The sequence below is a fragment of the Georgenia sp. EYE_87 genome (assembly GCF_023148685.1).
Taxonomy (GTDB): Bacteria; Actinomycetota; Actinomycetes; order Actinomycetales; family Actinomycetaceae; genus Georgenia.
The window spans coordinates 171,532-185,279 of record NZ_JAHXNL010000001.1; the positions used below are offsets into that span (position 1 = coordinate 171,532).

11 protein-coding genes are annotated in these 13,748 nt (G+C 72.9%); 6 read left to right on the forward strand and 5 right to left on the reverse strand.

The genetic code is table 11. The features are described from left to right. Nucleotides 1-12 precede the first annotated feature (12 nt). From zwf to tkt, 4 genes are read right to left on the reverse strand one after another with little or no spacing between them, the layout of a single operon-like run. Nucleotides 13-1,530, reverse strand: a complete 1,518-nt coding sequence (gene zwf, locus KZX45_RS00745) for a glucose-6-phosphate dehydrogenase (protein WP_248255804.1) — start codon at nt 1,528-1,530, stop codon at nt 13-15. After that, nucleotides 1,527-3,206 carry a glucose-6-phosphate isomerase gene (locus KZX45_RS00750; RefSeq protein ID WP_374112505.1) on the reverse strand — a complete coding sequence of 560 codons (1,680 nt, stop codon included), beginning with the start codon at nt 3,204-3,206 and terminating at the stop codon, nt 1,527-1,529. Before KZX45_RS00750 ends, zwf begins: the two co-directional genes overlap by 4 nt. Beyond that, a complete protein-coding gene (gene tal / locus KZX45_RS00755) occupies nt 3,203-4,342 on the reverse strand; it encodes a transaldolase (RefSeq protein WP_248255805.1) in 1,140 nt (379 codons plus the stop codon). Before tal ends, KZX45_RS00750 begins: the two co-directional genes overlap by 4 nt. 44 nt (nt 4,343-4,386) lie before the next feature. Beyond that, complete coding sequence (gene tkt / locus KZX45_RS00760; RefSeq protein WP_248255806.1) at nt 4,387-6,570, reverse strand: transketolase; 2,184 nt, start codon at nt 6,568-6,570, stop codon at nt 4,387-4,389. 414 nt (nt 6,571-6,984) lie between these two features. Between tkt and KZX45_RS00765 the strand changes: the two genes are divergently transcribed. Both KZX45_RS00765 and xerD read left to right on the forward strand, forming a co-directional pair. Continuing rightward, entirely contained in the window at nt 6,985-7,884 is a 900-nt protein-coding gene (locus KZX45_RS00765) for a heme o synthase (RefSeq protein WP_248256280.1), read from the forward strand. 10 nt (nt 7,885-7,894) lie between these two features. After that, nucleotides 7,895-8,827 (forward strand): site-specific tyrosine recombinase XerD, encoded by a 933-nt coding sequence (xerD, locus tag KZX45_RS00770; protein ID WP_248255807.1) that lies wholly within the window; start codon nt 7,895-7,897, stop codon nt 8,825-8,827. 66 nt (nt 8,828-8,893) lie between these two features. Here xerD and nhaA read toward each other — a convergent pair whose 3' ends face one another. Then, nucleotides 8,894-10,279, reverse strand: a complete 1,386-nt coding sequence (nhaA, locus tag KZX45_RS00775) for a Na+/H+ antiporter NhaA (RefSeq protein WP_248255808.1) — start codon at nt 10,277-10,279, stop codon at nt 8,894-8,896. Nucleotides 10,280-10,547: 268 nt separating this feature from the next. On the opposite strand from nhaA, the gene KZX45_RS00780 reads away from it, so the two are divergent. From KZX45_RS00780 to KZX45_RS00795, 4 genes are read left to right on the forward strand one after another with little or no spacing between them, the layout of a single operon-like run. Continuing rightward, nucleotides 10,548-11,375 (forward strand): ParA family protein, encoded by an 828-nt coding sequence (locus tag KZX45_RS00780; protein ID WP_248256281.1) that lies wholly within the window; start codon nt 10,548-10,550, stop codon nt 11,373-11,375. Nucleotides 11,376-11,383: 8 nt separating this feature from the next. Further along, on the forward strand, nt 11,384-12,370 hold the full coding sequence (locus tag KZX45_RS00785) for a ScpA family protein (RefSeq protein ID WP_248255809.1): 987 nt from the start codon (nt 11,384-11,386) through the stop codon (nt 12,368-12,370). Further along, entirely contained in the window at nt 12,367-12,984 is a 618-nt protein-coding gene (scpB, locus tag KZX45_RS00790) for an SMC-Scp complex subunit ScpB (RefSeq protein ID WP_374112507.1), read from the forward strand. Before KZX45_RS00785 ends, scpB begins: the two co-directional genes overlap by 4 nt. After that, nucleotides 12,981-13,724: a pseudouridine synthase gene (locus KZX45_RS00795; RefSeq protein WP_248255810.1), complete on the forward strand. Its 744-nt coding sequence runs from the start codon at nt 12,981-12,983 to the stop codon at nt 13,722-13,724. Before scpB ends, KZX45_RS00795 begins: the two co-directional genes overlap by 4 nt. Nucleotides 13,725-13,748: the final 24 nt, after the last annotated feature.

Genomic DNA, 13,748 nt, shown 5'->3' on the forward strand with positions numbered 1-13,748 from the left:
GTCAGGGCCGGCTCAGGGCCGGCGCCAGGTGCGTCCGTCGCGCGCCAGCATGGCGTCGGCGGAGGAGGGGCCCCACGAGCCCGGCGCGTACGGCTCCGGCTGACCGCGCCGCGACCAGTGCTCCAGGATCGGGTCGAGGATCTGCCAGGACAGCTCGACCTCCTTCTGGCGCGGGAAGAGCGGCGGGTCGCCGAGCAGGACGTCGAGGATGAGGCGCTCGTACGCCTCGGGGGAGTCCTGCGTGAACGCGTGCCCGTAACCGAAGTCCATCGTGACGTCGCGGACCTCCATGGCGGTCCCCGGCACCTTCGCTCCGAACCGGATCGTCACGCCCTCGTCGGGCTGGACCCGGATGACCAGCGCGTTGGCGCCGAGCTCCTGGGTGGAGGTGAGGTCGAACGGCAGGTGCGGAGCCCGCTTGAAGACGACGGCGATCTCCGTCACCCGCCGGCCCAGACGCTTGCCGGCGCGCAGGTAGAACGGGACCCCCGCCCACCGGCGCGTGTCGATGTCGAGCCGCACCGCCGCGTAGGACTCGGTCTCCGAGGTCGGCGGGATGCCGTCCTCCTCGAGGTAGCCGCGCACCTCCTCGCCGCCCTGCCACCCGCCGGCGTACTGCCCGCGGGCGGTGTGGGAGTCGAGGTCCTCGGGGATCTGCACCGCCGAGAGGATCTTCTCCTTCTCCGCGCGCAGCGCGTCCGCCTCGAAGGAGACCGGCTCCTCCATGGCGGTGAGGGCGAGGAGCTGCAGCAGGTGGTTCTGGATGACGTCGCGGGCCGCGCCGATGCCGTCGTAGTACCCGGCGCGGGAGCCGATGCCGATCGACTCGGCCATCGTGATCTGCACGTGGTCGACGTAGTTGGCGTTCCAGATCGGCTCGAAGAGCTGGTTGGCGAAGCGCAGCGCCAGGATGTTCTGGACCGTCTCCTTGCCGAGGTAGTGGTCGATCCGGAACACCGAGTCCGGCGGGAAGACCTCGGAGACGACGGCGTCGAGCTCGCGCGCCGAGGTCAGGTCATGCCCGAACGGCTTCTCGATGACGACGCGGCGCCAGCTGTCCGGCTCCGACCCCGACAGCCCGGACCGGGCCAGCTGGCGCAGCACCAGCGGGAAGGCGTTGGGCGGCACCGACAGGTAGAACGCGTGGTTGCCGCCGGTGCCCTGCTCGGTGTCCAGGGCGGTGACGGTCCGCGCCAGCTCGTCGAACGCGGCGTCGTCGTCGAACTCACCCTGCACGAACCGGAAGCCCGTGGAGAGCTGCTTCCAGGTGCGCTCGTCGAAGGGGGTGCGGGCGTGCTCGCGCACGGCGTCGTGCACAACCTGGGCGAAGTCCTCGTCGCTCCAGGACCGCCGGCCGAAACCGGTCAGCGCGAACGACGGCGGAAGCAGGCCGCGGTTGGCGAGGTCGTAGACCGCGGGCATGAGCTTCTTCTTCGCCAGGTCACCGGTGACGCCGAAGATGACCAGGCCCGACGGTCCGGCGATACGGGGCAGCCGCCGGTCGAGCGGGTCGCGGAGCGGGTTGGTCATGACACAGGGCCCGCGAGCACACCGGCCAGCCAGGCCAGCGCGTCGCGGTTGGTCACGTGCAGGCGCAGCACGGGCCGGCCCGTCTCGGCCAGCACACGTGCGTCCCCCGCCGCCTGCGCGGAGATGAGCGTGGCGAAGTCGAAGTCCCGCCCCGGGATCTGCACGGCGGCCGTCGGGGTCCCGGTGATCTGCAGGAAGACCCCGTTGGCCGGGCCGCCCTTGTGGTACTGCCCCGTCGAGTGGAGGAACCGCGGTCCCCACCCGAAGGTGACCGGGCGGCCGGTGCGCCGGGCGAGGCCGTCGCGCACGCCGTCGAGGATCTGGCCGGCACGGCCCTCGCGGTCGAGGTACGCCATCACGGCGAGATACCCGTCCTCCCCGAGCTGGGACAGAAGGCGCTCCACCGCCTCGTCGACGGAGGTGACGCCGTCGAGCAGGCCGGCGGAGGCGCGCACCTCGATGCCGGAGTCGGCGAACACGGGCGGCTGCGGCGCTGGGGTGGAGTCGAGCAGGCCGCGCGCGGCGTTCTTCGCGGACTCGACGTTGGGCTGGTCGAAGGGGTTGATCCCCAGCAGCCGGCCGGCCACGGCGACGGCGTGCTCCCACAGGAGCATGGTGCCGCCGAGCGTGCCGGAGACGGTCACCTCGGTGCGGGAGGCGTCCTCCTCCGAGGTGTCCTCGCCGTCGTCCGTCAGCGGGGTGAGGATGACGGGCAGGACGTCGCCCGCGACGTCGGTGAGCTCGGGGGCCCGCGGCCCGACGACGACCGGCAGCAGGCCGGTGCCCTCCTTGCCCGTGGACTCCGCGACCAGCTGCTCCGCCCAGTCGCCGAAGTGGAAGAGCCCGGACCCGGCGTCGCGGATGACGATCTTGTCGCGCAGCGGCTCGGTGCCCGCCAGCGCGGCGCCCAGCACCAGGGCGGGGTTCGCCTCGGAGTCCTCGGCGAAGAACTCCGCCACGGCATCGGCCTCGTCGAGGAGCTCCTCGACGTCGACCCCCGCCAGCGCGGCCGGCACCAGGCCGAAGGCGGTCAGCGCGGAGAAGCGCCCGCCGACGGTCGGGTCAGCCTCGAAGACGGCGCGGTAGCCGGCCTTCGTCGCGGCGTCCTGCAGCGGGGAGCCCGGGTCGGTGACGACGACGATGCGGCTGGCCGCGTCGATGCCGGCGGAGGTGAACGCCGCCTCGAAGGTGCGGCGCTGCGAGTCGGTCTCCACGGTCGAGCCGGACTTCGAGGAGACGACGACGACGGTCGACCGCAGATCGCCCTCGAGCGCCCGGTGGACCTGGTCGGGGTGGGTCGAGTCCAGCACCACGAGCTGCTCGCCGGACGTGCCGGCGATGACCTCGGGGGCCAGGGAGGACCCGCCCATGCCGCAGAGGACCACGCGGTCGACGCCCTCCGCCACCAGCTCCTCACGGAGCTTGCGCAGCGGCTCGAGCAGCGGCCGGGACGTCTCGTGCAGCCGGGTCCACCCCAGGCGGACCGACGCCTCGGGCTCCGCGGCCTCGCCCCACAGCGTGGGGTCCTGGGCGGAGAGCCGGCTGGCGACCTTGTCCTCGACCAGCCTGGGGAGGTGGGCGCTGACGGCGCGCGCGGCGTCGCCCGTCGCGCTCACCTCGATGAGCGCACCCTCCTCGGGGCCGGCCCAGGCGATCGTGGCGGCCGACGCGCTCACTTGGCGGCCTCCTGCGTGGCGGTGCGGCCCTGGAGCGCGGCCTCGACGGTCTCGAGGAGCTCCGTCCAGCTCGTCTCGAACTTCTCCACGCCCTCGGCCTCGAGCACCTCGGTGACGTCGGTGTAGGACACGCCGACGCGCTCGAGCTCGTCGAGGATCTGCCGCGACTCGGCGTAGGTGCCGTGCACGGTGTCCCCGCGCAGGTCGGCGTGGTCGGCCGCGGCCCGCATGGTCTTCTCGGGCATGGTGTTGACGACGCCGCCGACGACGAGCTCGTCCACGTACATCGTGTCCGGGTAGGTGGGGTCCTTCACGCCGGTGGACGCCCACAGCGGTCGCTGCGGGTGCGCACCCGCCGCCGCGAGCTCCTCCCAGCGCGGCGTGGAGAAGATCTCCTCGTACGCCTCGAAGGCGAGCCGGGCGTTGGCGATGCCGGCCTTGCCCTTCAGGGCCTTCGCCTCGTCGGTGCCGATGGCGTCGAGGCGCTTGTCAAACTCCGAGTCCACGCGGGAGACGAAGAACGAGGCCACCGACCGGATCGTGCTCAGGTCGATGCCGGCGGCGTGGGCGCGCTCGAGGCCGTCGAGGTACGCGGCGGCCACCGCGCGGTAGCGGTCGAGGGAGAAGATCAGCGTCACGTTCACACTGATGCCCTCGCTGATCGCCTGCGTGATGGCAGGCAGGCCCTCCATGGTGGCCGGGATCTTCACGAAGAGGTTCGGACGGTCCACGGTCTGCCACAGCACCCGGGCCTGCTCGATCGTCCTGTCGGTGTCCTTGGCCAGGCGCGGGTCCACCTCGATGGACACGCGCCCGTCCTCCCCGCCGGTGGCGTCGTAGACGTCACGCAGCAGGTCGCAGGCATGGCGCACGTCGTCGGTCGTGACGGCGATGACCGCCTCGTCCACGCTGATCCCCTGCTCGGAGAGGGTGGCCATCTGCTCGTCGTAGGCCGAGCCCTGGGAGAGGGCGCCGGCGAAGATCGTGGGGTTGGTGGTCACGCCCACCACGTGCTGCTCGTCGACCAGGGTCCGCAGACCCCCGCCGGTCAGACGCTCGCGCGAGAGGTCGTCGAGCCAGACGGAGACGCCGAGCTCGCTGAGCTTGCCGAGCCGGTCGGTGCTGCTGTCACTCATTGCTGCTCCTCGTTCGTGGAAGGTGCGGTGGGCGTGACCGGCGGTCACTTGGGAAGGTCGCCGGTGCCCGCCTGCGTCGGGACCTGCTCCGCCTGCGGCGCGGCGTCGCCCTGCGCGGCGGCGATGGACTCCTTCGCCGCGGCTGCGACGGCCTCGGCCGTGATGCCGAACTTCTCGTAGATGACCTTGTAGTCGGCGGACGCGCCGTAGTGCTCGAGCGAGACGGCCCGGCCGGCGTCGCCGAGGAGGTGGTGCCAGCTCATCGCGATCCCGGCCTCGACGGAGACCCGGGCGCGCACCGAGGAGGGGAGCACCTGCTCACGGTAGGCCTCGTCCTGCTCGGCGAACCACTCCTGGCTCGGCACGGAGACCACCCGCGCGGCGATGCCCTCGGCGGCGAGCTGCTCGCGGGCCGCCAGGGCCAGCTGCACCTCGGAGCCGGTGCCCATGAGGATGACGTCCGGCTCGCCGCCGGTCGCCTCGGCCAGGACGTAGGCGCCGCGGAGGGTGCCCTCGGCGCTGGCGAGCTGCTCGCCGTCGGCCGCGCCGTCGCCACGCTCGGGGTTCGGCACGTCCTGACGGGTCAGGATGATGCCGGCGGGGCGGTCGGTGCGCTCGAGGATGCCGCGCCAGGCGTAGACCGTCTCGGCGCCGTCGGCCGGGCGGACGACGTCGAGACCGGGGATGGCGCGCAGGGCGCTGAGGTGCTCCACGGGCTGGTGCGTCGGGCCGTCCTCGCCGAGACCGATGGAGTCGTGCGTCCACACGAAGGTCGCCGGGGCGCCCATGAGTGCCGCGAGCCGCACCGCGGGGCGCATGTAGTCGGAGAAGGTGAGGAAGGTGCCGCCGTACGGGCGGGTGAGGCCGTGGAGCGTGATGCCGTTGAGGATCGCGCCCATGGCGTGCTCGCGGATGCCGAAGTGGAGCGTGCGGCCGTACTCGTGGCCGGGGAACATCTTGGTGGAGCGCTCCACTGGGTGGAAGGACGGCTCGCCCTTCATGGTGGTGTTGTTCGACCCGGCGAGGTCGGCGGAGCCGCCCCACAGCTCGGGCAGGGCGCCGGCCAGGCCGGAGAGCACCTCGCCGGAGGCCTTGCGGGTGGAGACCGCCTTGCCGCCCTCGAAGACGGGCAGGGCGTCGGCCCAGCCCTCGGGCAGCTCGCGGTTGCGCAGCCGGTCCAGCAGCGCGGCGGCCTCGGGGCTGGCGGTGCGCCAGGCCTGGTAGGCGCCGTCCCACTGCTCGTGCGCGGCGGCCGCGCGGGAGGCGGCGTTGGAGCGGGTGTGCTCCAGGACCTCCGGGGCCACCTCGAAGTCCTTCTCCGCGTCGAACCCGAGGACGCCCTTGAGTGCCTTGACCTCGTCGGCGCCGAGGGCCGAGCCGTGGATTGCGCCGGTGTTCTGCTTGGTGGGGGAGGGCCAGCCGATGATGGTCCGCAGGGAGATGATCGACGGGCGCCTGGTCTCCGCCGTCGCCGCCTGGATCGCGGAGTAGAGGGCGTCGACGTCCTCCTGGTACTCCGTGCCGCCCTGGGTCCAGTCGACCCGCTGCGTGTGCCAGCCGTAGGCCTCGTAGCGGGCGAGGACGTCCTCGGTGAAGGCGATGTTGGTGTCGTCCTCGATCGAGATGTGGTTGTCGTCGTAGATGACCACGAGGTTGCCGAGCTGCTGGGTGCCGGCGAGCGAGGAGGCCTCGGACGTCACGCCCTCCTGCAGGTCGCCGTCGGAGGCGATGACGAAGACGTGGTGGTCGAACGGGCTCGCGCCGGGGGCGGCGTCGGGGTCGAGCAGGCCGCGCTCCTTGCGGGTGGCGTACGCCATGCCGACGGCGGAGGCGAGGCCCTGGCCGAGCGGGCCGGTGGTGATCTCGACACCCTTGGTGTGGCGGTACTCCGGGTGGCCCGGCGTCTTCGAGCCCCAGGTGCGCAGCGCCTGGAGATCCTCGATCTCGAGGCCCATGCCGGCCAGGTACAGCTGGATGTACTGGGTCAGCGAGGAGTGACCGGCCGAGAGCACGAACCGGTCACGGCCGAGCCACTGGTCGTCCGCGGGGTCGAGCCGCATGACCTTCTGGAACAGCAGGTACGCGGCCGGGGCCAGCGACATCGCCGTGCCGGGGTGCCCGTTGCCGACCTTCTGGACGGCGTCGGCGGCGAGCACGCGGGCGGTGTCGACCGCCCGCTGGTCGAGCTCGGACCACTCGAGCGCGGTGGCGTCTGTCGTTACGTTCACGAATCCTCGTTTCCGTCCCGGTGGGACCCGGGACCTCGTCGGACGGTGGCTCCGCTCGTCCGGCAGACGGCAGGCATCACGATCTGTACCCCGGCGACTTTACCGGGGTGCGGGGCGTGAGGCCCTGGGTGGCCATCCGTTGCCCCGCGCGCGGACAGGCGCGTGAGATACGCCACCCGTCGGCGCACTCCGCCGTCGCCGGCGTGACCGCCCAGACATGCCAGGATGGCCGGTTTCCGGACCGGTCCACGTACCATGGGGGCCGGAGGACGGGCGGCACACGCCCGCCGTCAGGAGCCGGTGCGCCCACCGGCGGAGCAGGAGCGAGAGATCCGCGTGCACAGTGCCCAGCCAGCCGCGAGCGACCCCGTGGCCCCCGCCACCCCCGCCGGGGCCGGTTCGCCGGCGGGCCCGCTGCACCCGGCGGCCGGGCGGCGGTCGCGCTGGCGGGCGTACCTCGCCCTGACGAAGCCCCGGATCATCGAGCTGCTGCTGGTCACCACGGTGCCGACGATGATCCTCGCCGCCGACGGCTGGCCGGGCACGTGGCTGCTGGTCGCGACGCTCGTCGGGGGCTCCTTCGCGGCCGGCTCGGCCAACGCGTTCAACATGTTCCTCGACCGCGACATCGACCGGCTGATGAACCGCACCAAGCAGCGGCCCCTGGTGACCGGGGAGCTCAGCGACCGCCAGGCCCTCGTCTTCGCGACCGCCCTCGGCGCGATCTCGATCGCGTGGTTCGCCGCGCTGGTCAACTGGGCGTCCGCGTGGCTGGCGCTGGCCGCGATCCTCCTCTACGTGGTCTTCTACACGATCCTGCTCAAGCGCCGGACCTCCCAGAACATCGTCTGGGGCGGGGTGGCCGGCTGCATGCCGGTGCTCATCGGCTGGGCCGCCGTGACCGGCACCGTGGCGTGGGCGCCGGTGGTGCTCTTCCTCGTCATCTTCTTCTGGACACCCCCGCACTACTGGCCACTGTCCATGAAGTTCCGCAAGGACTACGCGCGGGCCGGGGTCCCGATGCTGCCCGTGGTCGCCGACGACGTGCGCGTGGCCCGCCAGATCCTGATCTACACGGTCGCGATGATCGCCTGCACGCTCGCCCTGATCCCCGTGGGGGGGATGGGCTGGCTGTACACCGTGACGGCGCTGGCCGCCGGGGCGTGGTTCCTCGCCTCGTGCGTCAGGCTCTACCGCCGTGCGCTGCACCCCGAGCGGGGCAAGCTCGCCGCGATGAAGGTGTTCCACGGCTCCATCACCTACCTGTCCGTGGTGTTCCTCGCCGTGGCGGTCGACCCGTTCCTGCCGTTCTGACGCCGCGGCGATGACGTCGGGGCTCGAACGCGCGCGGGCGGAGTACCTCGCCCATCTTGCGGTCGAGCGCGGCGTCAGCGACCACACCCTCACCGCCTACACCCGGGACCTCGAGCGGTACTGCGAGTTCCTCGCCACGCGCGGCCGGGAGGGCCTGGACGAGGTGGGCGAGGGCGACGTCGTCGCCTACCTCGAGGCCATCCGCACCGGGGAGGACGGCGGATCCGTGCTCGCGCCGTCGTCGGCCGCCCGGGCGGTCACCGCCGTGCGGGGGTGGCACCGCTTCGCCCACGCCGAGGGGACGACGGCGCAGGACCCGAGCGCCGCCGTGCGGCCGCCGTCGAGCTCGCGCCGCCTGCCGAAGGCGATCCCGGTGGACCGGGTCGAGGCGCTGCTGGAGGCGGCGTCGCTGGGGGAGGGGCCGGTCCCGCTGCGGGACCGGGCGCTGCTCGAGGTGCTCTACGGCACCGGCGCGCGGATCAGCGAGGCCGTCGGCCTCGCGGTCGACGACCTGGACCTCGACGGCGACGTCGCCGCCGTGCGCCTGTTCGGCAAGGGCCGCCGGGAGCGCGTGGTGCCGGTGGGCAGCTACGCGGTGGAGGCGCTGGAGGCCTACCTGGTGCGCGGGCGGCCGGAGCTCGCGCGGGCGGGCCGCGGCAACGCCGCCGTGTTCCTCAACACCCGGGGCAACCCGCTGAGCCGCCAGAGCGCGTGGGCCGTGCTGCAGACCGCCGCGGGTCGCGCGGGGCTCACCGAGCACATCTCGCCGCACACGCTGCGGCACTCCTTCGCCACCCACCTGCTCGCCGGCGGTGCGGACGTGCGCGTGGTGCAGGAGCTGCTCGGCCACGCGTCCGTGACCACGACGCAGATCTACACGCAGGTCACCGCGCAGACCATGCGCGAGGTGTACGCCGCCGCGCACCCCCGCGCGCTGGGCTGACACGCGGCCCTGCGGCGGGCTCACCGCCCGGCGCGCGCCGGCTGCCCCCGCGCTCCGTGCGCCGTGCTACTGCCGGGCCGTCCCTTCGGTGTCCTCCAGTCCGGGCGCGATCGGCGACTCGTCGTGCTCGTAGACGTCGGGGATGCCGTCGGCGTCGGCGTCGAGGCGCTCCTCGGCCTCGAGGGCGCGATAACGCTTGTTGCGGGCGACCAGGATGACGGAGGCGAGCAGGGCGGCCAGGACCGAGGCCGCCAGGATGCCGACCTTGGCGTGGTCGTTGCTTTCCCCGCCGACCGTGAAGCTGAGGTCCGCGATGAGCAGGGAGACGGTGAAGCCGATGCCCGCCAGCAGCGCGATGCCGGTCAGGTCCACCCAGCGGAGCGATCTGTCCAGCTCGACGGGCGTGAGCCTGGTGAGCAGCCAGGTTGTGCCGACGATGCCGATCGGCTTGCCGACCACCAGACCGAGCACGATGCCGATGGTCAGCGGGTCCCGGGCCGCCGAGGCGAGGCCCTCGGCGCCCCCGACGGCGACGCCGGCGGAGAAGAACGCGAACACGGGGACCGCGAAGCCGGTGGAGAGCGGGCGGAAGCGGTGCTCGAAAATCTCGGACAGGCCGGGGCCGGCGGTCGGACCGCCGCTCGCCTGGCTCCGGATCACCGGGACGGCGAAGCCGAGCAGCACCCCGGCGATGGTGGCGTGGATGCCGGAGGCGTGCACCAGGGCCCAGGCGACGAACCCGATCGGCAGCAGGATGAACCACGCGGCGGCGGGCCTGAGCCCGAAGAAGCGGCGGTACTTCTGCGCGAGGAACGTGTACGCGGCCAGCGGCACGACCGCCCAGAGCAGGGGCGTGAGCTGGAGATCGTCGGTGTAGAACACCGCGATGATGGTGATCGCGATGAGGTCGTCGATCACGGCCAGCGTGAGCAGGAAGATGCGCAGAGAGCTTGGCAGGTGCGAGCCGACGATCGCGAGCACGGCCACCGCGAACGCGATGTCCGTCGCCGTGGGGATGGCCCACCCTCCGAGGTTGTCGGGGTGGGAGGCGTTGACGCCCGCGTAGATCAGGGCGGGGACGATCACGCCGCCGACGGCGGCGGCGATGGGGACGACGGCGCGTCCGGGGCTGCGCAGGTCGCCGGCCACGATCTCCCGCTTGAGCTCGAGCCCCACGAGGAAGAAGAAGATCCCGAGCAGGCCGTCCGCGGCCCAGGCCCCGAGGCTGAGGTTGAGGTGCCAGGGCTCGTAGCCGAGGCGGACGTCCCGCAGGGCGAAGTAGCTCTCGGCCGCGGGCGAGTTCGCCCACACGATCGCGATCGTCGCGGCGACGACGAGGATGATCCCCCCGACGGTCTCCTTGCGGAGGATCTCGCCGATGCGCAGCGCCTCGCCGTAGCTGCCGTGGCCGACGGCGGGGCGTCTGGGCGTGGGACGGGACGGATCACTCATGGCGGCTCCTGGTTCTGCGGTCGACGACGTGACAATGCCGACCAGGCTTCCCGGCTCACCGAGGTCCCACGCTATCGGTGGTGACCGCGGGCTGCGACCGGGGCCGCCCCGGGCGCTCGTGGCGGTCCTCGGCGCCGGGACGAACGCAGGTGGCAGTGAGATGACGCCACGCCCCGCGTGATGTTGGGGCGCCCGCGCCGCGTCGACTAGCGTGGCGAGGGTGAGTAGCGAGCAGCCAGGCCTGATCCCGGAGGGCGCCGTGGGCACCATGCCCGACGCCGACGCCGACTTCCCGGTCCCCGCCCCGCTCGACGGTCACGGGCCGGCCCGCGTCATCGCCATGTGCAACCAGAAGGGCGGCGTCGGCAAGACCACCACCACGATCAACCTCGGTGCGGCGCTGGCCGAGTACGGCCGCCGTGTGCTCATCGTCGACTTCGACCCCCAGGGCGCCGCCTCGGCCGGCCTCGGCATCAACGCCCACGAGCTCGACCGCACCATCTACAACCTGATGATGGAGCCGCGCGCCGACGTGCGGGAGATCATCGAGCACACCGACGTCGAGGGCCTCGACGTCGTGCCGGCGAACATCGACCTCTCCGCCGCCGAGGTGCAGCTGGTCTCCGAGGTCGCCCGCGAGCAGGCCCTCGCCCGCGTGCTGCGCCCGGTGCTCGACGACTACGACGTCATCCTCATCGACTGCCAGCCCTCGCTCGGCCTGCTCACCGTCAACGCGCTGACCGCGGCCCACGGCGTCCTCATCCCGCTCGAGGCCGAGTTCTTCGCACTGCGCGGCGTCGCACTGCTGGTGGAGAGCATCGAGCGCGTGCAGGACCGCATCAACCCGCGGCTGCGGATCGACGGCATCCTCGCCACCATGGTCGACCTGCGCACGCTGCACTCGCGCGAGGTCATCGACCGCGTCCGCGAGGCGTTCGGGGACAAGGTCTACAACACGATGATCTCCCGCACCGTGAAGTTTCCCGACGCCTCGGTGGCGACCGAGCCCATCACCACCTACGCCCCGACCCACCCCGGGGCGGAGGCGTACCGGCGCCTGGCTCGCGAGCTCGTCGCGCGCGGCGACTCGGCCTGACCGCCACCATGCCGCCCGTCGACCCGGCGGCGCCCGAGGGCACGCCCGTCGACGCGGCGCCCGTCGCCGGGCCGGCCGTGGCCCCGAGCCCCGTCGTCGACGCGGCGCCCGCCGTCACCCGGGCCGGCGCGGGCACGTTCGCGGTCACCCTCGCCAACTTCGAGGGCCCGTTCGACCTGCTGCTCTCCCTGATCGCCAAGCACCGGCTGGACATCACCGAGGTCGCCCTGGCCGAGGTCACGGACGAGTTCATCGCCCACATCTCCGCCCACGCCGACTGGGACCTGGGCCAGGCGAGCGAGTTCCTCGTCATCGCCGCCACCCTCCTGGACCTCAAGGCCGCCCGCCTGCTGCCACGCGGGGCCGTCGAGGACGACGACGACCTCGAGCTCCTCGAGGCCCGGGACCTGCTCTTCGCGCGCCTCCTGCAGTACCGCGCGTTCAAGGAGGTCGCCGCCTACCTCGGCCACGAGTGGGACACCAACGGCCGCTCCTACCCCCGCAGCGTCCCGCTCGAGCCCCAGTTCGCGGCGCTGCTGCCCGAGCTCGTCATCCAGGTCGGCCCGGACGAGCTCGCGCGGCTCGCCGCCGGGGCCCTGGCGCCCCGGCCGGGGGCGCCGACGGTGGAGCTGTCCCACCTGCACAACCCGGTCGTGCCCGTGCGCGAGCAGGCCACGATCATCGTCGACCGGCTGCGGCGGGTGCGCAGCGCCACCTTCCGCGCCCTGACCGAGGACGCCGCGAGCACCGCCGTCGTCGTCTCGCGGTTCCTGGCCCTCCTCGAACTCTTCCGGGAGGGGGCCGTCTCCTTCGAGCAGGCCGAGGCGCTCGGCGAGCTCACCGTGCGCTGGTCCGGCACGGAGGAGGGGGACATCGCCGTCGGGGACGACTTCGACGACCCGCCTGAGGTGCCGGACGACGACGCGGCACGTGAGAAGTCCCACGGCACGGACCCGGACCCGGGCGGACCGCCAGCGAGCGAGGAGAACCAGTGAGCGAGCACGAGCCGGGGGAGACGCGCTACGAGCCGGTCCCCGACGACGCCCTGCCCGAGCAGCACCTCACCGCCCTCGAGGCGGTGCTCATGGTGGTCGACGAGCCGGTCCCGGCCGCCGATCTCGCCAGCGTCATGGGGCTGCCCACCGGCCAGGTCGCCGAGCTGCTCACGGAGCTGGCCGCCGAGTACCGGGGCGAGCGGGGCGGGCGCCGCCGCGGGTTCGACCTGCGCGAGGTCGGCGGCGGCTGGCGGATATTCTCCGCCCCGGCCCACGCCGACGTCGTCGGCCGGTTCGTCCTGGACGGGCAGACCGCCAGGCTGACGCAGGCCTCTCTCGAGACCCTCGCCGTGATCGCGTACCGCCAGCCCGTCACGCGCGGCCGCATCTCCGCCATTCGTGGCGTGAACGTGGACGGCGTGGTGCGTACGCTGCTGGCGAGGGGCCTGGTCGAGGAGGCCGGGCACGACGAGGAGGGCGGTGCCATGCGGTACCGGACCTCCGCATACTTCCTCGAGCGGATGGGGCTGACCTCCCTGGAGGACCTGCCCCCGCTCGCCCCCTACCTGCCCGACATGGGCAGCCTTGACGACGTCGACGGAGAGTTCAGATGACAGACCAGCACGTGCCCGAGGGCGTCCGCCTGCAGAAGGTCCTGGCGGGTGCGGGCCTCGGGTCCCGGCGCGCGTGCGAGGACATCATCGCCGCCGGCCGGGTGACCGTGAACGGTCACCAGGTCCGCGAGCTCGGTACTCGCGTCGACCCGCGCACGGCCGTGATCCACGTCGACGGGCTGCGCGTCCAGCTGGACGACTCCGTCGTCACGCTCGCGCTGAACAAGCCCGAGGGCGTGGTCTCCACGATGGACGACGAGCACGGCCGCCCCTCCCTCGCCCAGTACGTCGCCGACCGGCCCGAGCGGCTCTTCCACGTCGGCCGCCTCGACGCCGAGACCTCCGGCCTGCTCCTGCTGACCAACGACGGCGAGCTCGCCCACCGCCTCACCCACCCCTCCTACGAGGTCCTCAAGACCTACCTGGCCACCGTCGAGGGTCGCGTGTCCCGCGGGCTCGTCAAGCAGCTCCAGGCCGGCGTCGAGCTCGAGGACGGGCCCGTCCGGGTGGACTCCTTCACCGTCAAGGAGGTCCTCCCGGACCAGTCGCTGGTCGAGGTGGTGCTCCACGAGGGGCGCAACCACATCGTCCGGCGGCTCATGGCCGAGGTCGGCCACCCGGTCATCAAGCTGACCCGCACCCGGATCGGGCCCATCGTCCTGGGAAACCTCCGGCCGGGCAGCACGCGGGTGATCGGCGGCGCCGAGCTCGGCTCGCTGATGAAGGCCGTCGACATGTAGGTGCCGCCCTCGGCGGGGCGCACC

Coding starts and splice junctions, on each gene's coding strand:
- zwf (WP_248255804.1), bottom strand. CDS start 1,530: ATGACCAACCCGCTCCGCGACCCGCTCGACCGGCGGCTGCCCCGTATC.
- tal (WP_248255805.1), bottom strand. CDS start 4,342: ATGAGTGACAGCAGCACCGACCGGCTCGGCAAGCTCAGCGAGCTCGGC.
- xerD (WP_248255807.1), top strand. CDS start 7,895: ATGACGTCGGGGCTCGAACGCGCGCGGGCGGAGTACCTCGCCCATCTT.
- nhaA (WP_248255808.1), bottom strand. CDS start 10,279: ATGAGTGATCCGTCCCGTCCCACGCCCAGACGCCCCGCCGTCGGCCAC.
- KZX45_RS00780 (WP_248256281.1), top strand. CDS start 10,548: ATGCCCGACGCCGACGCCGACTTCCCGGTCCCCGCCCCGCTCGACGGT.
- KZX45_RS00785 (WP_248255809.1), top strand. CDS start 11,384: ATGCCGCCCGTCGACCCGGCGGCGCCCGAGGGCACGCCCGTCGACGCG.
- KZX45_RS00795 (WP_248255810.1), top strand. CDS start 12,981: ATGACAGACCAGCACGTGCCCGAGGGCGTCCGCCTGCAGAAGGTCCTG.